Consider the following 20,116-nt stretch of genomic DNA (forward strand, 5'->3'; position numbering starts at 1 on the left):
TATGAAAACAATAAAAACAGCCAGTAAGTCTGCTTATTATAAAATGAGCAGTTTCATCTTCCTCTATTTCTTCACCTGGTCTTCCAGCTTCGGCTTATATGCGTTATGGCTGGGACAAAAGGCCGGATTAGACAGTATGGATATCGGCGCGGTATTTGCGATTAACGGCGTTTTCGCCGTGGTCATGAAACCGGTCTATGGCTATATCATGGATAAAATAGGCATGAGTAAAAGCCTGCTTTATTTCGTGGTGATCGTCTCCGCCATGATGGCCCCCTTCTTTATTTATGTTTACCAGCCCCTGCTGGAAACCCATTTAATGACCGGCATTATTATCGGCGCGCTCTATTTAAGCCTGGGCTGGTACGCGGGCGTCGCGGCATCGGAATCCTATGCCGATCGCTTTAGCCGCCTGTACAGCATGGAGTTCGGGCAGATTCGCATGTGGGGCTCGCTCGGCTGGGCGGTGGCGGCGTCGTTTTCCGGCCTGCTGTTTAACCTCTCTCCGGCGTGGAACTTCAGTCTGAGTAGCCTGAGTTCGCTGCTGATGCTCGGCGTGCTGCTGTCGCTAAAAATTGGCGAAGCCGAAATGCGCAATAACAATGTGATTTCGCAAGACAAAATCGTTTTTAGCGATGTCATTCTGCTGCTGAAGGATCGCAAATTCTGGATGTTTTCCCTGTACGTCGCCGGTGTCGCCTGGGTGATGTTTGTCGCCGAACAGCAGTTTTCGCGCTACTTCGTCACCTTCTTCCCGACCAAAGAGCAAGGCAACGCCATGTACGGGTACCTCAGCACCGTGCAGTCTGGCACCGAGTTCCTGATGATGATGGTGATCCCTTTCTTGGTGAACTATTTCGGTGCTAAAAAGGGCTTGTTGCTGGTTGGGGTGGTGGTCGGCGTGCGGCTGATTGCCTCTGGGTTGACCAATGACCCGCTGATTATCTCGATCATCAAACCCTTCTATGGTCTCGAAATTGCCCTGATTCTGGTGTCGGTTTTCAAATATATCGCCGAGCATTTCCATAAACGCGTCAATGCCACCATGTACCTGCTGGGCTATCAGGCGATGATTTATGTCGGCTCCATTGTGGTCGCCCCGCCCGCTGGCTACTTCTATGACCGCATCGGCTTTGCCCATACCTACCTGATCATGGGTGGCATCGCGCTGTGCTTCACCCTGATTTCCGCCTTTACCCTGTCAGCCTGCCACAGCCGCCGTAATGGCGTGGTTCAGGCCCCGACGCCCCCAGAGGTTAACGCCGCCGCGCCTTTAACCCCCGTAAAACACTAATTTGCGACTCGATTGCTAAGGGAGAAATAATGACCGTGACCATAACCAAAGAGAAGCTGCTGCCGGTTGAGCTAAACCAATTGGACAAAATTGCTCTTCGCCAGCAGTTGGCAGAAGCCCGCCAGCGGGTGCTAAAGAAAATCGACCGCAACAGGGTCAAATTCGAGGGGAAATTCCCGGCTGAAACCTGTGAAAACAACCATTTTGCGTTAACCGAAAATGTCGAGTGGACCACCAGCTTCTGGAGCGGACAGCTGTGGCTGGCGTGGGAGATGACCGACGAGGAGAAATACCGGCTGGCGGCGGAGCAGCACATCCACTCCTTCGGCAACAGAATTGCTAATCGCATCGACACCGCCACTCACGACTTGGGCTTCCTCTATACCCTCTCCTGCGTCAGCGCGTGGCGACTCACTGGCAATCGCGAGGCGCGAGGCTTCGCCCTGCTGGCGGCGGATGCCCTCATGGAACGCTTTAACCCGCAGTCGGGAATTATTCAGGCATGGGGCGATTTACGCGACCCGGAACAGGCTGGCCGGATGATCATTGACTGCAATATGAACCTGCCGCTGCTCTATTGGGCCAGCGAGCAAACCGGGGAACCGCGCTACGCCGAGGCCGCGCGCCGCCATGCTCAGCAGGCTGCCAACTATATTGTCAGGCCGGACGCCTCGACCTTCCACACCTACTATATGGATACGGTGACCGGCGAGCCGCGCTTTGGCAATACTCACCAAGGCTATGCCGACGATTCATGCTGGTCGCGCGGGCAGGCTTGGGGGATTTACGGCTTCCTGCTCAGTTACCGCTATACCGGCGACAAGGAGATGGTGGAGTTATCGCGGCGACTGGCTCACTACTTCCTCAATCGCCTGCCGGAAGATGACGTCTGCCACTGGGATCTGGCCCTGCTCGGCACCGACCAGCCGCGCGACAGCTCGGCCGCCGCCATCGCCGTGTGCGGCCTGCTGGACTTGACCCAAGCGCTGCCCGCCACGGATGAAACACGCGCCTACTATGAGGAGATGGCGCTGCGCATCATGGCGTCGCTGACCGCCAATTATCTGGCGGCCGATGACGAAGATTGCGACGGCTTGCTCAAGCATTCCGTCTACCACATGGCGAGCGGCAAAGGGGTGGATCAGTGCTCTAGCTGGGGTGACTACTTCTATGTCGAGGCGCTGGTACGCCTGACGCAGTGCTGGAAACCCTACTGGTAAACTCTGCGCAATACCTCAAGGCGGCTGCGGCCGCCTGACTTCTGACAGTCCCCGCTCTTATGACAAAAATGCGAGCCGGATCTCACTTATAAATTCAACCTCCTCCGCCAAATGCCGATGACTATAGATGGCGTTTTTCGTCACGGCAGGGTTAGCCCGCTGGCAACCCCTGATTGTTGAAGTGTGCAAAGAAAACCTCGCGTGCGTGGCCTGTACCCTATGCGCCCAGAGTTGTCGCACATGCAGGACTAACAGAGCGGAATAATATGGACACCTTTACCACGGCCATTCCCGGTGCAACCGAGAAGCCAGCCACCTCTTTTATCAGCAATATTCGCCTGATCACCTTGATCAGCACCATTCTCGCCGGGATCCTCATTCTGTTTGCCCTCTCCATCGGTACGTCGAGTTTCTTCCTCAAGCAGAGTAACGATGCGTTGGAAAACGCCACGCAGGAGCTACAGATTCGCCTGGCCCTTTCCAACAGTTCAAACCATCTGCGCACCGCGCGTTTGCTGTTGATTCAGGCCGCCGCCGCCGCGCGCGTCAGCGATCAGGATACCTTTGAGAAGAACATTACTGAGGCGCAAAAGCGCATTAAGCAGTCGCAAGATGCCTTCAAGCAGTACATCGACCGTCCGCATCAAACCGAGACTGACCATGCTCTCGACGAGCCGCTGAAAAAGTCATATGACAATTATCTCAAGCAAGGCATGGCGCCGATGCTAGAGTCTGCCCGCCAGTCCCATTTTGAAGAAGTCATTTCGCAGGAAGCCGAAACCCTGCGCGGGCTGGATCAGGCCAACAACGCGCCGCTGCTGGCAGCCATTACTTATCGCACCGATACCGCCAATCAGATTAACCAGCGTGCCCACGCCGACGCCAAGCTGGGTTACGCCCTGATGGCAGGCGCCTTTGCTCTGGCGCTGCTGCTGACGGTTATCACCTATTTCATTATGCGCAAAGTGATCATCACGCCGATTAACCGTCTGGTGAATCGCATTCAGCACATCGCGCAGGGAGATCTCACCCAGCCTTCCGACATCGCGGGTCGCAATGAGATTGGCGTGCTGAGCACTAACGTTGACCATATGCAGAGTTCACTCGCCAGTACCGTGCTGACCGTGCGCGAAGGTGCGACCTCGATTTACCAAGGCTCCACCGAGATTGCCAGCGGCAACACTGACCTCTCCTCGCGCACCGAGCAGCAGGCCGCAGCCTTGGAGCAGACCGCCGCCAGCATGGAACAGCTCACCGCCACGGTAAAACTCAATTCGGAAAACGCCCATCACGCCAGCAAACTGGCCGCCGACGCCTCCGAGAAAGCGCAGAAAGGCGGAGATATCGTCGCCAGCGTGGTGAGCACTATGGAAAACATCTCGCGCAGTTCGACCAAAATTGCCGAGATCACTAACGTTATCAATAGCATTGCTTTCCAAACCAACATTCTGGCGCTTAACGCTGCAGTAGAGGCTGCCCGGGCCGGTGAGCAGGGTCGCGGCTTTGCGGTGGTGGCAAGTGAAGTGAGAAATCTGGCGCAGCGCAGCGCGCAGGCCGCTAAAGAGATTGAACAGTTGATTGAAGAGTCGGTAGATCACGTGGGCGAAGGCAGCCTGCTGGTCGGCGACGCGGGCGACACCATGTATGAAATCGTCACTGCCGTCAGCCATGTGACCGACATTATGGACGAAATCGCCTCGGCGTCAGATGAACAGAGCCGGGGCATCAGTCAGGTAAGTCAGGCGGTATCGGAGATGGACGGCGTCACCCAGCAGAATGCTTCACTGGTGCAGCAAGCCTCTGCGGCGGCGGCATCGCTGGAGGAGCAGGCAGAGCGCCTGACGCAGGCCGTCGCGGTGTTCCGCCTTGATAGCAAAGTAATCACCACTGCGCCCCGCCGCCCGACGTTGGCATTAGTTGAGCCACTGAAAGAGAACAAACTGGCGACCGATAACCAGAACTGGGAAACCTTCTAACCTCCAGTGCTGTTAGCCCCATAAACAAAAACACCGGATGCAGTCTCCTGCTCCGGTGTTTTTTAGTTTTAGCGAAAAGCCAAAGCGGTTAGTCTCTGCTGGCCACGCGAGGCTCAACGAAGGTGCCGTCTTTGCTGTCGACTTCGTTGAAGAACCAGATCCCGGCCGGGTAATCTTCCAGAGAAACCAGATACATCACGCCTTCGTAAAACTCTTCAATTTCCAGAACCTTGCCTTCACGGCGCGGGCCGCCGTCGGTCTTAACTGTCACCAGATCGTTAACTTTCATCGAGTTACCCCGTTATTATCCATGTTGTTGATTGTAGTACAGTGCGCCTTAAAAGGCATGCGGCTTAGACTTTGGCAAAGCGTTTAGCGAGAAATACCGTGCATTAGATAAAGGCTTTGGCGAAATCCAGACGTAAAAAAACCCGCATATGCGGGTTTTTGTAATCTTCGTTAATGTGCTGTAAACAGCGCAAAAGCGAGATTAGATAGCGGTAACGTTAGCCGCAGACGGACCTTTAGCACCGTTCTCGATAGAGAACTGTACATTCTGGCCTTCAGCCAGGGTCTTGAAACCTTGATCCTGGATTGCAGAGAAGTGTACGAACACATCTTTGCTGCCATCAGCAGGAGTGATGAAGCCAAAGCCTTTAGACTCGTTAAACCACTTAACCTGACCTTTCATCATAGACATAGGAATTACCTTTAAAAAATAAATTTAGCCACCATGGGCATGTTATAGCCGGATTTCAGTCGTTACTTATGGAGGCACTAAGAAGGAAATTCGTCAGATCAGGGTTATCGAGGATAACGCTTTAAATTTGAACCACTTTACTCAGGATGTCGTGCATAAATAGGTCTGTACCACAGGCCGGAACGTATTTACTCATGACTGCCTCCTAATAGCAACTCTTTTTATCTAATAACCTGCCTAAAGTAACGAAAATGGCGCATTAATCATCAATGCGCTCGTTAAGCGTACGATTATTTGGTTTTTTATCAATAAGTTGAGATCTAAGCGCCGGCAATCGGGTGCCACAATGGTCGCAAAAACGTGCATCTAATTCATGGCCGATGTGATGACAGTGGCGGCAAGAACGCTGCTCACGCCCTTTTTGCAGTTCTTGCGACATATAGGCCGTCAAGATCCCCGTAGGTACCGCGATTATCGAATAGCCCAGCAAAATCAAAACGGAAGCCAGTACCCGTCCGAGCGGCGTGTGCGGCGTAATATCGCCATACCCTACCGTGGTCAGGGTCACCACCGCCCAGTAGACCGAGGTCCCCAGCGAGGTGAAGCCGTCGCGCCCTCCTTCTATAGCAAACATTAACCCGCCGAACAGGCAGAGAATGATCGCCACGAAGCCGAAGAATAGGGTCAGCTTATGTCGCGCGCGCATCAAACTGCGCCACAGCACACCCGCCTCATTCATATAGCGCAGCAGCTTGAGCACCCTCAGCACGCGCAATATTCGCAGCAGGCGAATCAGCACCACCATATCGCCGGTACTCACCAGCGACGGGAATAGCCAGAGGATATAGAGTGGCAGAATGGTCAACAGATCCACCAGCCCGAAGAAGCTCAGCGGGTAGCGCTCTTTGCTCGGAGTGGCAAAAATGCGCAACACATATTCCACGGTAAAAATCGCGGTAAAGCCCAGCTCGATCAGACCGAAGAACTGCATGATGTTGGGCGTATGGGGGAAAAGAGTGTGCGCGCTGGATTCAAAAAACAGCGCAATCACGCTGAGAATGGCGGTCAGAACCCAGAACGCCTCCATGCGCCGCCCGCTGCGCGTATAGTTATCAAACAGCAGCTGGTAGCAGCGCCTGCGCAGCAACGCGATAGAACGAAACCGATGTGCCATAACAATGCTCATCCTGAGAAGATAATGGCTCAAGAATAGCTATTTTCTGGCTAGAAAACCTATTCTCGCGCCCTGCCCGGCTTATTTAGCCAAATTCAAACATAAAAAAACGCCGGTTATCCCAATAGATAAACGACGTTTTTGTTTTCAGGCTAGGTTCTGTCTTCAGACCCTAACCTGATTAGTCCATTAATTCCGATACGGCATGGCGCACATAGGCGGTAATTTGCGCCAGGTCCTCAGGATCGGCGTTACCGCCGCCAATGGAACGCACGGTATTTTCCAGATGGCCAATATCCTGTTCGACTTTTTTAGCAATCTGAACTTTTACGATGGTATCGACCGAGGAAATAAAGGCCCGCATCACCGCTTTTAGCGCATAGATTTCACAAAAAGAGTCGTAGGCAGGCTTATCAGCGGGCACTGCATCTACAATTTTTGCGCGCGGTGGAAGGTTTTTCAGACCGTCCACGTGTTCAATCATCAGATCAATATCTCTGATTAATTCATCAAAATTCTTTGCCACTGATTTTCCTTCGCTCGGCGAAAGCCGAAGAATACCACCGCCGTCACAAAGCGAGAAGTCAGCGAAGTGGTGAAAGATGAAATTTCAGCACGCAATGATTTCATCCCGTCCCTTTTTGCTCAGAATGACCATAAAAAAACGCCCACAAATCGAAGTTTGCAGGCGCATGAGCTAGACGACTATCAGGCAAATCGCCGAAGATTAGGCGTTTTTAAGAGACGCCATATCCACCACGAAACGGTATTTCACGTCGCTTTTCAGCATACGCTCATAGGCACCGTTAATGTCCTGCATATCGATCATCTCGACGTCACAACCAATGTTGTGCTCGGCGCAGAAATCCAACATTTCCTGAGTTTCAGCGATACCGCCAATCAGTGAACCCGCGACGGTTTTACGCCCGCCCACCAGCTTGCCACTGTGGATTGCAGGCTCGATTGGCTCGATCAGGCCGACCAGAATATGGGTACCGTCGCGTTTCAGCGTGTTCAGGTACGGGTTGAGATCATGCTGGTTTGGCACGGTATCAAGGATGAAGTCGAAGTGGTTTTTCACCGCGTCCATCTGCTTTTCATCCGTAGAAATCACCACGTGGTCAGCACCCAGACGGTAAGCTTCCTGCTCTTTACCGGCGGAACGGGTGAACAGCGTGACGTCGGCGCCCAGCGCTTTAGCAAATTTCAGCCCCATGTGGCCCAAACCGCCCAGACCGACAACCGCCACTTTATGGCCTTTGCCGACTTTCCAGTGACGCAGCGGGGAATAGGTGGTGATACCGGCACACAGCAGTGGCGCTGCAGATTTAATATCCAGCTTTTCAGACACGCGCAGCACAAACTTTTCAGAGACGACGATCTGCTCTGAATAACCGCCGTAGGTCATCATGTTGTCATGACGATCGTAGCTGTTGTAGGTCATGGTTGCGCCTTCTTCACAGTACTGTTCCAGGCTCTCGGCGCAGGAATCACAGTGCTGACAAGAATCGACCATACAGCCCACGCCGACAGTATCACCGACGCTGAAGCCTTTCACTTTGGCGCCAACCTGAGTGATGCGGCCAATGATTTCGTGTCCTGGAACCAGCGGATAGATGCTCTGGTGCCATTCATTACGCGCCTGGTGGATGTCTGAGTGGCAGACGCCGCAGTACATAATGTCGATAACTACGTCAGTATCGCGCGGCGAGCGGCGCTCAAAATTATGGGGTGCCAATGGCGCAGTGGCTGACGTAGCAGCAAAACCTCGGACGTTAAGTGTCATGAGTTCTCTCCTGAGGGGTTATCGTTAGACATAAATGCCAGCGCAACCTGCGCTAACGATATTAAGTATGCCCCTTGGCAAGTGGGATTTCGTATAACGATCCTCGCGATTACTTGCCCGAATCTGTTTTTCTCAGGATTTTTGACGCGGTATCCCAAGAGGTGCGGCATTAACACCGCACCTCCGGGGGAAATATGACGAGTTTTACTTCAAGAAGGGAACCTAGGGTAAAGGTTAAATCAGCTCAGCTTGTTTCAATTCGCTTTTCAGATAGGCGTAGTAAATCGGCGCGGCCACCACGCCCGGCAATCCGAAGGCTGATTCGAAGATAAGCATCGCCAGCAGCACTTCCCACGACTTGGCGTTAATGCGCGTGCCGACAATCCGCGCATTGAGGAAGTACTCCACCTTATGAATGACAATCAGGTACGCCAGCACCCCGACGCCTACCCACAGTGACAGGGAGAGGCCGACAATGAAGATCACCGTATTGGAGATCAGATTGCCAATCACCGGCAGCAGCCCGCAGATGAAGGTAAAAGCCACCAGCGTTTTGGCCAACGGCAGGTGAATACCAAACAGCGGCAGAATGCCGAACAGAAACACGCCGGAGAGCACGGTGTTAATCAGTGAGATTTGGAACTGGGCAAAAACTACATTACGAAATGCCTGAGCCAGCAGGCGCACGCGCTGCAACAGTTCGTTTTTCAGCGGGGCATCCTGACTCTCTTTGTCTGGGCGCTGCAAAGAGATAATCGCGCCCAGAATCATACCAATCAGCATGGTGACAAAGGCGTGGGCCGCGTTTTTCCCCACGGTTTGAATCATGGCGACGTGTTCGCGCACCCATTGCAGGAACTGGCGCTGTAGCTCTTCAATATTGGCGGGCAGATAGTGCAACATGACTGGCGAAATGCGCCCCTGTGCGTCACTCAGCAAGCGAGAAACCATGGCGTTGAAGGCCACCGGGTTCTTAATATCATCCATCAGGAAGTCGATAATCCCGGCAATCGCCAGAATCAGCACGCTCACTACTACGGTGCTGATGAGCGCCACCACCAGCCAGCGGGCGCGATCGCCACTGATGATTTTTTGGAAATGCGGTGTTAATCCATTAACCAGCTCGAACACCACGAATCCGGCGATAAAGCATGCCAACAGGTGCAGAGGCAGCACCAACAGTAGCCCCCCCATCACGATAAATAAACTCAGCCAGCGGATATGGTGCGATTTCATTAACTGCATTGTCTGCGTCCTTAACATTCAATTGCTGGGCATTGCGCCGTGCTCGGCCAACATCCCGGTCGTTAGCATAACATTGTTGATTATTGCCCAAGTTGTCATTCAGGAGATCAATAAGAAATTTTTGACAGTGGCGCACTGTCTTTTATCATAGGCATCAACCATCATGATGATTCTATTTTGATAAAGAAAATCTTAGTAACAGGCGAAGAAGATGTCCGAACTGATCCGAGAAAAACTGTCCCTGCCTAACGGGCATGATAAATTACTGCTTCACTCCTGTTGCGCACCCTGCTCCGGCGAGGTCATGGAAGCGATTCAAGCCTCGGGCATTGAATACACCATTTTCTTCTACAACCCAAATATTCATCCGCAAAAAGAATATACCCTGCGCAAAGAAGAAAATATGCGCTTTGCCGAACAGCACGGTATTCCGTTTATTGATGCCGATTACGACACTGACAATTGGTTTGAACGCGCGCGCGGTATGGAAAACGAGCCTGAACGCGGCATTCGCTGCACTATGTGTTTTGATATGCGTTTCGAGCGCACCGCGCTGTACGCTTATGAACACGGTTTCAGCGCCATCTCCAGCTCGCTGGGTATTTCCCGCTGGAAAGACATGAAACAGATTAACGGCTGCGGCGACCGTGCGGCGGCGCCTTATCCGGGCATGGTCTATTGGGACTATAACTGGCGCAAGAAAGGCGGTTCGGCGCGCATGATTGAAATCAGCAAGCGCGAACGCTTCTACCAGCAAGAGTATTGCGGCTGCGTTTACTCGCTGCGCGACAGCAATTTGCACCGCAAGGCTCAAGGCCGCGACCTGATTAAGCTCGGCGTAAAATATTACGGCGACGAAGACGACGAATAAGCCTTAACCATCGCCTTATTGTTCATTAACCCCGCAACCTGTCTCGCGGGGTTAATTCACTAATCTAAACTTCTCGCCCCGCACAATATTCCATGCTAAATAAAACACCCAGTTAATTAGCCTGAGCTTTATCTTAGACTCGCTTATTTTCCTCCCTCTTGTCCTGCCACTTATCAATTCACAGTCTTGCGCTGCACCGAACTGCTTGGTACTTTCCGAACAAAGCTGAGCGTTATTCCTCACTCGTCTACTTTATAACTCAAGGTTATTTTGTGGTTATTAGCGAGCAACGCGCAGCTTAAAAAATATAAAGACAGGACGTTGAGTTCATTCACAGATTACAGACAACAGGGGTAAGAAATATGTGGGTATTAATAGGCATCCCGATCGTGGTGCTGGGCTTTGCGCTGCGGTTTAATCCACTTTTAGTCGTCACCGTTGCCGGTATTGCTACCGGCGCGGCGGGCGGCATGCATACGGTGGATATCATCAGCGCCTTCGGTAAAGCCTTTACCGAGAACCGCTATATGGGGCTGATTTGGCTGACGCTGCCGGTTATCGCCATCCTCGAGCGCAGCGGCCTGAAAGAGCGCGCGCGCGACCTGATCTCTAAGATCCACGCCGCCACTACCGGGCGCGTGCTGATGCTCTACTTCTTCCTGCGCCAAGTCACCGCCGCGCTGGGGCTGAACTCGCTGGGCGGCCATGCGCAGATGGTGCGCCCGCTGATTGCCCCAATGGCGGAAGCCGCGGCGGTCACTAAGTATGGCGATTTGCCCAATGACGTTCGCCAGAAAATTCGCGCTAACGCCGCCGCCGTCGATAACATCGCGGTGTTCTTCGGTGAAGATATTTTTATCGCCGTGCAATCTATCTTGCTGATCAAAGGCTTCCTGGAGCAAAACGGGATCTCCGTCGAGCCACTGCACCTCTCCGTTTGGGCCATTCCCACCGCCATCGCCGCGCTTATTATTCACTTTATTCGCCTGTGGCTGCTGGATCGCTCGCTGGCCAAGCGTTTTGATGCTCAGCATGGAGGCATTGCCAAATGATCAGCTTAGAATCGGTTTATATCCTCGCGGGCCTGATGTTCTGCGCCTACGCCATTTTCAATCTGTATGACAAAACCAACAACCGCCGTCTGGTTAACGCCCTGTTCTGGGGAGTGTATGGCGTGACCTTCCTGCTTGGCGGCGAGCTGCCGCACTTCGTGACGGGCTGTATGGCTATCCTGTTGGCGGTGATTGCCGGGACCGGCAAACTGGGCAAAGGCAAGTCGGATAACGACCAGCCGGAAGCCACCGCCAGACGCGAAGCCGGCGCCAAGCGCTTTGGCAACAAGCTTTTTATTCCGGCCCTGCTGATCCCTATCGTGACCTTGGTCGGTACCCTGACCCTAAAAAATAGCGGTCTGGTGGAAGCCAAAAACGTCACGCTGATCTCACTGGTGCTAGGCACGCTGGTTGCCTTTATCGTGGCGCTGGTGATGCTGCGCGACTCGCCGCTGAAGGCCATCAAGGCAGGCGGGCAGACCATGGACACCGTGGGCTGGGCGGCAATTTTGCCGCAGATGCTCGCCGCGCTGGGCGCGCTCTTTGCTCTGGCGGGCGTCGGTGGCGTGGTGGCCGACTTGGTGAAAAGCATCATTCCACTGGGTTCGCCGCTGGCGATTATCGTGGCTTACACTTTCGGCATGGCGCTGTTTACCATGATCATGGGTAACGGTTTTGCCGCTTTCCCAGTGATGACCGCGGGTATCGGCCTGCCGCTGATCGTCAACCAGCTGGGCGGAAATCCGGCGATTATGGGCGCTATCGGTATGCTGTCCGGCTTCTGCGGCACGCTAATGACGCCAATGGCCGCCAACTTCAACATCGTGCCCGCCGCGCTGCTCGAGCTTCAGGATAAAAACGGCGTCATCAAGGCGCAGTGGCTGACCGGCGCCCTGTTGCTGCTGGTGAACACCGCGCTGATGTATTTATTCGTGTTCCGCTTCTAACCGCCAACTCGGGAGAGATTGAAAATGACGATGCAACTGACGCCAGAAATGGCGTCCCGCTTTGCCCTGATGGCGCTGGATCACCTGAACCGCGAGTTTCCCAATAAGCTGATGCATGCCATGAGCGGGCCAGAAGACGCCCTAACGCCGCGCGCGCTGCACCCGATTTTTTACGGCAGTTATGACTGGCACTCCTGCGTTCACGGCTACTGGCTGCTGCTGCGCTTAATCGACAAATACCCGCAACTGCCGCAGGCCGAGCAGATTATTGCCATTGTTGAGCAGCACTTCACGGCGGAAAACGTTGCCGGGGAGATGGCCTATCTACAGCAGCCGCAGCATAAAGGGTTCGAGCGGCCTTACGGCTGGGCGTGGTTCCTGCGACTGGTGCAGCAGTTAAACGCCATGAAGCTGCCGCAGGCCGCCGGTTGGGCGAAAACGCTGGCGCCGATGAGCCAGTTCTTCGAGCAGGCATTTTGTGAATTTCTGCCGAAAGCCACCTATCCGCTGCGGGTAGGGAGCCACTTCAACACCGCGTTTGCCCTATCGCTGGCTCTAGAGTATTCGCACAGCGTGGCGAATGACGCCTTAACCGCGCAAATCGAAGAGGCTGCCAAACGCTGGCATCTGCATGATGTGAATTGTCAGGCGTGGGAACCGGGCGGCGATGAGTTTTTATCCCCGTCTTTGATGGAAGCCGAATTGATGCGCCGCGTGTTGCCGCAGGCCGAGTTTTCCCAGTGGTTTAGTGACTTCTTGCCGGATCTGGCCCAGCGCCAGCCGCAAACGCTGTTTGTGCCCGCCACGGTCACGGACCGAACTGACGGCAAGATTGGTCATTTGGACGGGTTGAATCTCAGCCGCGCATGGTGTCAGCGTTCGCTGGCGGCGGCCCTGCCGACAGACGACCCGCGCGTCGCCCCGCTGCGTGACAGCGCCCAGCAGCATTTAGACAGCGCGCTGGACCACCTCGACACGGATTATATGGGCCAACACTGGCTGGCAACCTTCGCCCTGCTGGCGCTGGAAGCCTGATAATCCCCGGCCACTCGCAGCATCAGCGAATGATGCCGCGAGTGGATAAAGCAAAGAAATCCTCAAAACAGCGCAGCGCGGGGTGTGCTTTACTCAGGCGCTGCACCTCTACTTTCAAGGCTTCAATCGCCATTCCGCAATGATAGATTTGCTCATACACTCGGCGCATCACGGCCTGCTGCTGCTTATCGATAGAGAGGTAAGCTTCTGCCAACAGGTTAAACCCCTGCGGCACGGCGCGGTTGCCGCTGGCACGGACGAAAGGCGGAATGTCCTGAACCACGCAGGATTGCTCCGCAATCAGCGCCGAGAAGCCGATGATGCAAAACTGGTGAATCGCGCACATTGAGCCGACCTGCGCAAAGTCTCGCAACACCACGTGCCCCGCCAGAGCAGTGTTATTGCCGATCTCGGTGCTGCTGCCAATCAGGCAGTCGTGGCCAACGTGAACATTGGACAACAGCCGATTTCGATGACCGATAATAGTCGTCTGCGCGCCCTGCTGGGTGCCGCGATGGATGGTAGCGTTGCGGCCAATCTGGTTATTGTCGCCAATCTCAACTCGAGTTGGCTCGCCGCGATATTTTAAGTCCTGATTCACTTCGCCAATCGAGCAGAAGCGACCAATGTTGTTATTGCGGCCAATACGCGTGTGGCCGTTGATCACCGAGTGGGAGTCAATCACCGTCCCCTCACCTATCTCGACGTGCTCGCCAATTAGGCAGAATGGGCCAATCTGCACCCCCGCGCCGATAATCGCGCCGGGAGAAATAATTGCCTGAGTTGCCACCGTGGCAGAATTTGAGATCAACGCTAAACCCTCCAGAACCCGATTAAATCAGTCTCTGAGACAAGCTTTCTATAAGAAGAAAACGGACAAAATTCGAGGTCGCGCTGAAAAAACAGAAGGCATTCAGAAAGCACGGAGAGAGCACCACGCCTGAAATTTCCAGGCCGTGCGAGTTACCCAGCATACGGCGTTGCGCCGCCAAAAGACGGTTATATATTTTATTTATTTTATGAACTTTAGGCCCATGAACTGTCTGCAAACGCAGGTTAAGGCTTTCTTAAGCTTGCATCGCTAAAGTGGCGTCAGGTTGAGACATTCAGCTTCAGAATTTCCCCGGTATTGACCCTTTTCGTTGGAGCATTTCTTGCGTAATTTTATTCCTAAAGTCAGCTACCTTTGGCTGACTTTACTGTTGAGTCTGTACTTTACCTTTGTCGTTAACTTCCCCATTTTATTGCACTTCTATCGGATCCTTAACGCGCTGCCGGCCTACAATCTGGGCTTTGCTCTCACCATTCCGCTGGTGCTGTTTGTCGCGCTGAATTTCGTCTTCACGCCGTTCAGCTTTCGGCCGTTACTTAAACCCTTCTTCATTATCATTCTGCCGATAAGCGCCCTGGTCAGCTACGCCATGCTCAAATATCAGGTGGTGTTTGACCGTGGAATGATTGAAAACGTTGTTGAGACCCAGCAGAGCGAAGCCTCTTCTTACCTCAACCTCTCCGTGGTGCTGTGGGTGCTGTTCACCGGCCTGCTGCCTGCCGTGCTGCTGTTCTTCACTCAGGTCAGCTACCCGAAATCGGCACTGCGCCGCCTTGGCGTGCGCCTGCTCTCCATGTTGCTCTCACTGCTGGTGGTCGCCGCCGTGGCCGCGGTGTATTACAAAGACTACGCCTCGGTGGGCCGCAGCAATCGCACGCTGAATCTGGAAATTGTGCCGACCAACTATCTCTACAGCGCCTTCCAGTATTACAACCATCGCTACTTCACCCACGCCGGGCCGTTCGAGAAAATTGGCGAAGATGCCAAGCTGGTGCAGTCACCGGCGCAAAAACCAACCCTGATGTTTTTGGTGATTGGCGAGACGGCGCGCGAGCAGAATCAATCTTCCGGCGGCTATAGCCAGCCCACCAACGCCTTCACCCAGAAAATACCGGACGTGGTTTACTTCAACCACACCCGCTCCTGCGGCACCGCCACGGCGGTTTCGGTGCCTTGCATGTTCTCCAATATGAAGCGAGTCGACTTCAACAACAATAAAGCGCGCAACAGCGAGGGATTGCTGGATATTCTGCAACGCGCCGGGGTATCCGTGTCGTGGAAAGATAATGACGAAGGCTGTAAGGGCGTGTGCGACCGGGTGCCAAACGTCATTATCAGCACCGCCAAAGACAACAAACAGTGCGACGGCGACACCTGCTATGACATGGCGCTGCTGGATAATCTCGACGCCGAGGTCAAGCGCGACGGTAAAAACCGGCTGATTGGCCTGCACCTGATTGGCAGCCACGGGCCGACTTACTTCAAACGCTATCCGCCGGAGTTTGCCGTTTTCAAACCGGACTGCCCGCGCAGCGATATTGAAAACTGCTCGCGCGAGCAGCTGATCAACACCTATGACAACACGCTGCGCTACACCGATTACGTGGTATCTCAGGTGATTGAGAAAGCCAAACAGTATCAGGACAGCTATAACGTGGCGGTGATTTACCTGTCGGATCACGGTGAGTCGCTGGGGGAAAATGGCCTGTATTTGCACGGCACGCCTTACAGCGTGGCGCCGGCGGAACAGACTCACGTGCCGATGCTGTTTTGGCTGTCGCCAGGCTACGCCAGTGCCAATGGCGTCAACCTGTCGTGTTTACAGGGGAAAGGCAAAAATGCCGAGGTGTCGCAGGATAATTTATTCCACACCGTTCTGGACGCCATGAACGTGCAGACCCACGAGCTGGACCCGCAGTTGGATATTCTACGAGAATGTAAAACAGCCAATTAAGGCAGCGAGTTAAGAGAGTCAATCCGCGCGGCGCGCCCCTCATGTTCGCCGCGCGGATGCTGTTATTGCGCGAGGGTTTTCAGCAGCGCGGCGTTAAATTTCTCCGGCTCTTCCATCTGCGGCGCGTGACCCAGCCCTTTAAATTCAATCAGCTTGGCGTGGGGAATGAGCTTGGCGATCTGCTTGCCCAGCACATTGTAATGGCCAAGCTTGGCTTTCACCGCCGGCGGCGCGATGTCGCTGCCAATCGCCGTGGTGTCAGAAGTCCCAATCATCAGCGTGGTCGGCACCTTAAGGTCTTTAAACTCGTAGACCACCGGCTGGGTGAAAATCATGTCGTAAATCAGCGCCGAGTTCCACGCCACCAGCTTATGCCCCGGCCCGTTATTCAGCCCCGCCAGCATGTCTACCCAGAGATCGTACTCCGGCTTCCATTTATTGACGTAGTAAGTCTTCAATTCGTACTGACGAATACTGTCAGCCGAGAGTTTCAGCTCGCGGTCATACCACTGATCTACCGTGCGATAAGGCACGCCCTTGGCTTTCCAATCCTCCAGCCCGATAGGGTTGACCATCACCAGTTTTGAGACTCCATTGGGGAACATCAGGCTGTAGCGCGTCGCCAGCATGCCGCCGGTAGAGTGCCCGACAATCACCGCTTTCTTAATATTCAGACTTTTCAGCAGCTCATGGGTATTGGTCGCCAGCTGCTGGAAGCTGTACTGGTAGTCGCCCGGCTTGGTCGAGCTACAAAAACCAATCTGGTCTGGCGCAATCACCCGGTAGCCCTTGCCCGCCAGCGCCTTAATGGTGTCACCCCAGGTCGCGCCGCAGAAATTCTTGCCATGCATCAGCACCACCGTCTGACCATTTTTATGGCCGACCGGCGCGACATCCATATACCCCATTTGCAGAGTTTCGCCCTGAGAGTTAAAGGAGAAGTGCTTTTGCGGATAAGGATAAGTAAACCCCTCAAGCTGCGGGCCATAAGAGGGAGTATCGGCCATCGCCAGGGGGCTTAACAGCAGGGAACACAAGGCGGCGGGAAGCAGAAATTTCAGTGGGGAGGGCATCGCTCAATCCTTAAAATCATCGCGGCCAACTGACCGCCTAAAAAACAAATCCTACAAAGTATAAGCCATCAAAGAAATCCTAAGAATGTAAACCCCCGTGTATAAGAGTATTGATCTAAGCCAGATGATACGCTCAGAAACATCATATTCGCCTGTTTTTAAAAACAGTTTTAACAGTAATAGGTTATATTTAGCCTATTACTTCGCCTCTCAATTATGACCTCGGGACTCTTCATTTTGGTAAGAGCCAAAATCATTCGACCTTATATCCGCATCACTGCGTCAGCCTTGGTTTTCCTGCTGATCGTCGGGCTTGGCGTGGCCTCCGTTTCCTGGCAAACCATGCAAGGGCTGCAACATGACGGCCAGCAGCGTTTAGAGCAGGCGGTGAAGCAGATTGATAAGATGTTTGATAATGCCGACCAGGCCGCCACCGCCTTGCAGCCCTACCTCGGGCAATCCTGTAGTCGCGACGTGGTGCTGGAGATGCGGCGGCAAATTGCCATTGTCCCCAACGTACGCACGGTGAATCTGGCGACCGGTGACACCATCTACTGCACCGCGCTGTTTGGCCCGCAAGAGGGCGCGATCAATGACCGGCAGTATGTCGGCGGCAAGCTGTACCTGATGACCGGCAACGCCGTGACGCCGCAGCATCCGCTGATCGCCTACCGCCAGCAGCACGGCAATAACAGCGTACTGATTGGTGTGGATGGCTATTACATGCATAACATCCTCGACCTGCTCAGCACCCGCTCGTCACTGATCATTCGCATTGGCGACCAGTGGATGGACCATCAGGGCAAAGTGCATTTAGGAGCAGACAACCTCAAAGGCACGCGCCTGCGTCTGGATTCCACCCGCTATCCCTATCAAATCGCCCTGTTAGTTCAACACGTCAACCATTGGCGCTACGTGCTCGACTACTCGCCATTCAGCCTGCTGCTGTTCCCGCTGCTCGGCGTATTCATGGGGTTGATGACCTATATGCTGCTGGGACGCGTCGGCACGCCTCTGGCGATTTTAAAAGCCAGCGTCGCCAACCGCGAGTTTGTGCCCTACTTCCAGCCGGTGGTGGATGGCACCCATTATCAGTTGACGGGTTGTGAAGTGTTGATGCGCTGGCAGCATCCGCAGGCCGGGCTGGTGCCGCCTTACCAGTTTATTCCGCTGGCGGAAGAGAGCGGGATGATTGTCGAGATGACGCGCCAACTGATGACCCAGACTCACGAGTATTTCTCCCCTCGGCTGTCGACCCTGCCGGACGGTTTCCATTTCGGCTTTAATATCTGTGCCAGCCATTTCAAAGATTTGAGCCTGATTGAAGATTGCAAAACCTTCCTCGACGCCTTTAAAGGCAAAAAAATCAATCTGGTGCTGGAGCTGACCGAGCGCGAGCTGATTGAGCCGAGCGACATCACCGACAGCCTGTTCAAAGCCCTGCGTCGCCTCGGCGTGTCTATCGCACTTGACGATTTCGGCACCGGCCACTCCAGCCTGACCTACTTACAAAAATTCCATATCGACTTTTTGAAGATTGACCAGAGTTTCATCGGCCGTATCGGCACTGACGCGCTTTCCGGGCATATCGTCGATAACGTGATTGATTTAGCCAAAAGGCTAGATATGGTGATAGTGGCGGAAGGCATTGAGACGCAGGAGCAGGTCGATTACTTAACGCCGTATCATTTGGAGTTCTTCCAAGGCTACTTCTTCGGTAAACCCGTGACACCAGAAGAGTTCTCCAAGCAGTGGTTGCAGTCCGATTCTCCCGCGCCGATAACTCTTGGCAAGGCGTAACGTGGTTTTAGTCACAGACATTTGCCGCCGTAACTGATTGAATACTCGGTGGACAGACTGAAATTGGGTATGAATTTAAATGTTCACTTTGCGAGCAAGACGATGATCAAGTGGCCGTGGAAATCGAATGAGCTTCAGACCGACAAGTGGCAACAGTGGCAAGACGCGCTGGATATTCCACTGTTTGCCTCGCTAGACGAGCCAGAGCGCCAGCGTCTGGTGAAAGTCGCCGGTCAACTGTTGAGCCAAAAACGGCTGGTGCCGCTGCAAGGCATCGAGCTGAACGAGCAGATGCAGGCGCGTATCGCCCTGCTGTTTGCCCTGCCGGTAATGGAGCTTGGCGCGGAGTGGCTCGACGGCTTCCACGAGATTTTGCTCTACCCAGAGCCTTTTGTGGTGGACACCCCGTGGCAGGATGACAATGGTCTGGTTCACGCGGGTTCGCAGGTGCACTCCGGCCAGAGCTGGGATCAGGGGCCGATTGTGCTGAACTGGCAGGATATCGAGGACTCTTTCGACACCTCGGGCTTTAACCTAATCATCCACGAAGCCGCGCATAAGCTCGACCTGCGCAACGGCGGCGAAGTCAGCGGCATTCCCCCTATTCCGCTGCGCGACGTGGTGGCCTGGGAACATGACCTGCACGCCGCGATGGAAAATTTGCAGGATGAGATCGATATGGTGGGCGAAGAGGCCGCCAGCATGGACGCCTATGCCGCCAGTGACCCGGCAGAGTGCTTCGCGGTGCTCTCCGAGTACTTCTTCAGTGCGCCAGAACTGCTTTCGAGCCGCTTCCCGCTGGTTTACGGCCATTTTAGCCGTTTTTACAAACAAGACCCGCTGGCAAGGCTGCTGCGCAACCAGCCGTGCGACGCTTAATCAGCCTAAAAACTGTGACCTCGCCGCACCTTTTTTGCACTTTTCGGGCCTTTTTGCTCAGTTGCTGAACAGTCAGTCAAATAGCGCCATTTTGCCGTTGACACCTCGCGGGGCTCTAGATATCATGCGCCCCGTTCACACGATTCCTCTGTAGTTCAGTCGGTAGAACGGCGGACTGTTAATCCGTATGTCACTGGTTCGAGTCCAGTCAGAGGAGCCAAATTTAGAAAAGCCCGCTTAAGGAAACTTAAGCGGGCTTTTTGGTTTTTGTGTCTCTA

18 protein-coding genes and 1 tRNA gene are annotated in these 20,116 nt (G+C 54.0%); 11 read left to right on the plus strand and 8 right to left on the minus strand.

The genetic code is table 11. The annotated features are described in order from the left end of the window. The first annotated feature begins 1 nt into the window (after nucleotide 1). The 3 genes from ACT3RT_RS06565 to ACT3RT_RS06575 all read left to right on the plus strand — a co-directional run bounded on the left by ACT3RT_RS06565 (nucleotide 2) and on the right by ACT3RT_RS06575 (nucleotide 4,490). Nucleotides 2-1,294, plus strand: a complete 1,293-nt coding sequence (locus ACT3RT_RS06565; protein ID WP_496202698.1) for an oligosaccharide MFS transporter — start codon at nucleotides 2-4, stop codon at nucleotides 1,292-1,294. 29 nt (nucleotides 1,295-1,323) lie between these two features. Beyond that, entirely contained in the window at nucleotides 1,324-2,514 is a 1,191-nt protein-coding gene (locus ACT3RT_RS06570) for a glycoside hydrolase family 88 protein (RefSeq protein WP_496202699.1), read from the plus strand. 266 nt (nucleotides 2,515-2,780) lie between these two features. Continuing rightward, nucleotides 2,781-4,490: a methyl-accepting chemotaxis protein gene (locus tag ACT3RT_RS06575; RefSeq protein WP_496202700.1), complete on the plus strand. Its 1,710-nt coding sequence runs from the start codon at nucleotides 2,781-2,783 to the stop codon at nucleotides 4,488-4,490. A gap of 88 nt (nucleotides 4,491-4,578) precedes the next feature. On the opposite strand, the gene dsrB is transcribed toward ACT3RT_RS06575, so the two are convergent. The 6 genes from dsrB to ACT3RT_RS06605 all read right to left on the minus strand — a co-directional run bounded on the left by dsrB (nucleotide 4,579) and on the right by ACT3RT_RS06605 (nucleotide 9,395). Further along, nucleotides 4,579-4,779, minus strand: coding sequence for a protein DsrB (gene dsrB, locus ACT3RT_RS06580; RefSeq protein ID WP_353501691.1), 201 nt, complete (start codon nucleotides 4,777-4,779; stop codon nucleotides 4,579-4,581). Between the two features lie 201 nt (nucleotides 4,780-4,980). After that, nucleotides 4,981-5,190 carry a transcription antiterminator/RNA stability regulator CspE gene (cspE, locus tag ACT3RT_RS06585; RefSeq protein ID WP_034789491.1) on the minus strand — a complete coding sequence of 70 codons (210 nt, stop codon included), beginning with the start codon at nucleotides 5,188-5,190 and terminating at the stop codon, nucleotides 4,981-4,983. Nucleotides 5,191-5,449: 259 nt separating this feature from the next. Continuing rightward, nucleotides 5,450-6,364, minus strand: coding sequence for an ion transporter (locus tag ACT3RT_RS06590; protein ID WP_353501690.1), 915 nt, complete (start codon nucleotides 6,362-6,364; stop codon nucleotides 5,450-5,452). Nucleotides 6,365-6,545: 181 nt separating this feature from the next. Next, the gene (locus ACT3RT_RS06595; protein ID WP_034789488.1) at nucleotides 6,546-6,890 is read right to left on the minus strand and encodes a hypothetical protein; all 345 of its coding nucleotides are present in this window, start codon (nucleotides 6,888-6,890) and stop codon (nucleotides 6,546-6,548) included. A 201-nt stretch (nucleotides 6,891-7,091) separates the two neighbouring features. After that, complete coding sequence (locus tag ACT3RT_RS06600; RefSeq protein ID WP_353501688.1) at nucleotides 7,092-8,150, minus strand: NAD(P)-dependent alcohol dehydrogenase; 1,059 nt, start codon at nucleotides 8,148-8,150, stop codon at nucleotides 7,092-7,094. Nucleotides 8,151-8,384: 234 nt separating this feature from the next. Beyond that, nucleotides 8,385-9,395, minus strand: a complete 1,011-nt coding sequence (locus ACT3RT_RS06605; RefSeq protein ID WP_353501687.1) for an AI-2E family transporter — start codon at nucleotides 9,393-9,395, stop codon at nucleotides 8,385-8,387. A gap of 211 nt (nucleotides 9,396-9,606) precedes the next feature. Between ACT3RT_RS06605 and ACT3RT_RS06610 the strand changes: the two genes are divergently transcribed. The 4 genes from ACT3RT_RS06610 (at nucleotide 9,607) to ACT3RT_RS06625 (ending at nucleotide 13,300) form a co-directional block, all read left to right on the plus strand. Then, nucleotides 9,607-10,266, plus strand: a complete 660-nt coding sequence (locus ACT3RT_RS06610) for an epoxyqueuosine reductase QueH (protein WP_353501686.1) — start codon at nucleotides 9,607-9,609, stop codon at nucleotides 10,264-10,266. A 362-nt stretch (nucleotides 10,267-10,628) separates the two neighbouring features. Beyond that, the gene (locus ACT3RT_RS06615; protein ID WP_396132591.1) at nucleotides 10,629-11,318 is read left to right on the plus strand and encodes a DUF969 domain-containing protein; all 690 of its coding nucleotides are present in this window, start codon (nucleotides 10,629-10,631) and stop codon (nucleotides 11,316-11,318) included. Next, nucleotides 11,315-12,265 carry a DUF979 domain-containing protein gene (locus ACT3RT_RS06620; RefSeq protein ID WP_496199729.1) on the plus strand — a complete coding sequence of 317 codons (951 nt, stop codon included), beginning with the start codon at nucleotides 11,315-11,317 and terminating at the stop codon, nucleotides 12,263-12,265. The genes ACT3RT_RS06615 and ACT3RT_RS06620 overlap by 4 nt, the downstream gene beginning before the upstream one ends. A gap of 24 nt (nucleotides 12,266-12,289) precedes the next feature. Beyond that, nucleotides 12,290-13,300, plus strand: coding sequence for a DUF2891 domain-containing protein (locus ACT3RT_RS06625; RefSeq protein ID WP_496202701.1), 1,011 nt, complete (start codon nucleotides 12,290-12,292; stop codon nucleotides 13,298-13,300). A 22-nt stretch (nucleotides 13,301-13,322) separates the two neighbouring features. Here ACT3RT_RS06625 and lpxA read toward each other — a convergent pair whose 3' ends face one another. Further along, nucleotides 13,323-14,111: an acyl-ACP--UDP-N-acetylglucosamine O-acyltransferase gene (lpxA, locus tag ACT3RT_RS06630; RefSeq protein WP_496202702.1), complete on the minus strand. Its 789-nt coding sequence runs from the start codon at nucleotides 14,109-14,111 to the stop codon at nucleotides 13,323-13,325. Nucleotides 14,112-14,454: 343 nt separating this feature from the next. On the opposite strand from lpxA, the gene ACT3RT_RS06635 reads away from it, so the two are divergent. Further along, nucleotides 14,455-16,086, plus strand: a complete 1,632-nt coding sequence (locus ACT3RT_RS06635) for a phosphoethanolamine transferase (protein ID WP_496202703.1) — start codon at nucleotides 14,455-14,457, stop codon at nucleotides 16,084-16,086. 62 nt (nucleotides 16,087-16,148) lie between these two features. On the opposite strand, the gene ACT3RT_RS06640 is transcribed toward ACT3RT_RS06635, so the two are convergent. Beyond that, nucleotides 16,149-17,159: an alpha/beta fold hydrolase gene (locus ACT3RT_RS06640; RefSeq protein WP_496202704.1), complete on the minus strand. Its 1,011-nt coding sequence runs from the start codon at nucleotides 17,157-17,159 to the stop codon at nucleotides 16,149-16,151. Nucleotides 17,160-17,396: 237 nt separating this feature from the next. Here ACT3RT_RS06640 and ACT3RT_RS06645 point away from each other — a divergent pair, with 237 nt between their 5' ends. The 3 genes from ACT3RT_RS06645 (at nucleotide 17,397) to ACT3RT_RS06655 (ending at nucleotide 20,058) form a co-directional block, all read left to right on the plus strand. After that, nucleotides 17,397-18,959, plus strand: coding sequence for an EAL domain-containing protein (locus ACT3RT_RS06645; RefSeq protein ID WP_496202705.1), 1,563 nt, complete (start codon nucleotides 17,397-17,399; stop codon nucleotides 18,957-18,959). Between the two features lie 102 nt (nucleotides 18,960-19,061). Beyond that, complete coding sequence (gene mtfA, locus ACT3RT_RS06650; protein ID WP_034789519.1) at nucleotides 19,062-19,838, plus strand: DgsA anti-repressor MtfA; 777 nt, start codon at nucleotides 19,062-19,064, stop codon at nucleotides 19,836-19,838. Nucleotides 19,839-19,982: 144 nt separating this feature from the next. Then, nucleotides 19,983-20,058, plus strand: a tRNA-Asn gene (locus tag ACT3RT_RS06655). Nucleotides 20,059-20,116: the final 58 nt, after the last annotated feature.

It is taken from the genome of Ewingella sp. AOP9-I1-14 (assembly GCF_052375995.1).
GTDB lineage: Bacteria > Pseudomonadota > Gammaproteobacteria > Enterobacterales > Enterobacteriaceae > Ewingella > Ewingella allii.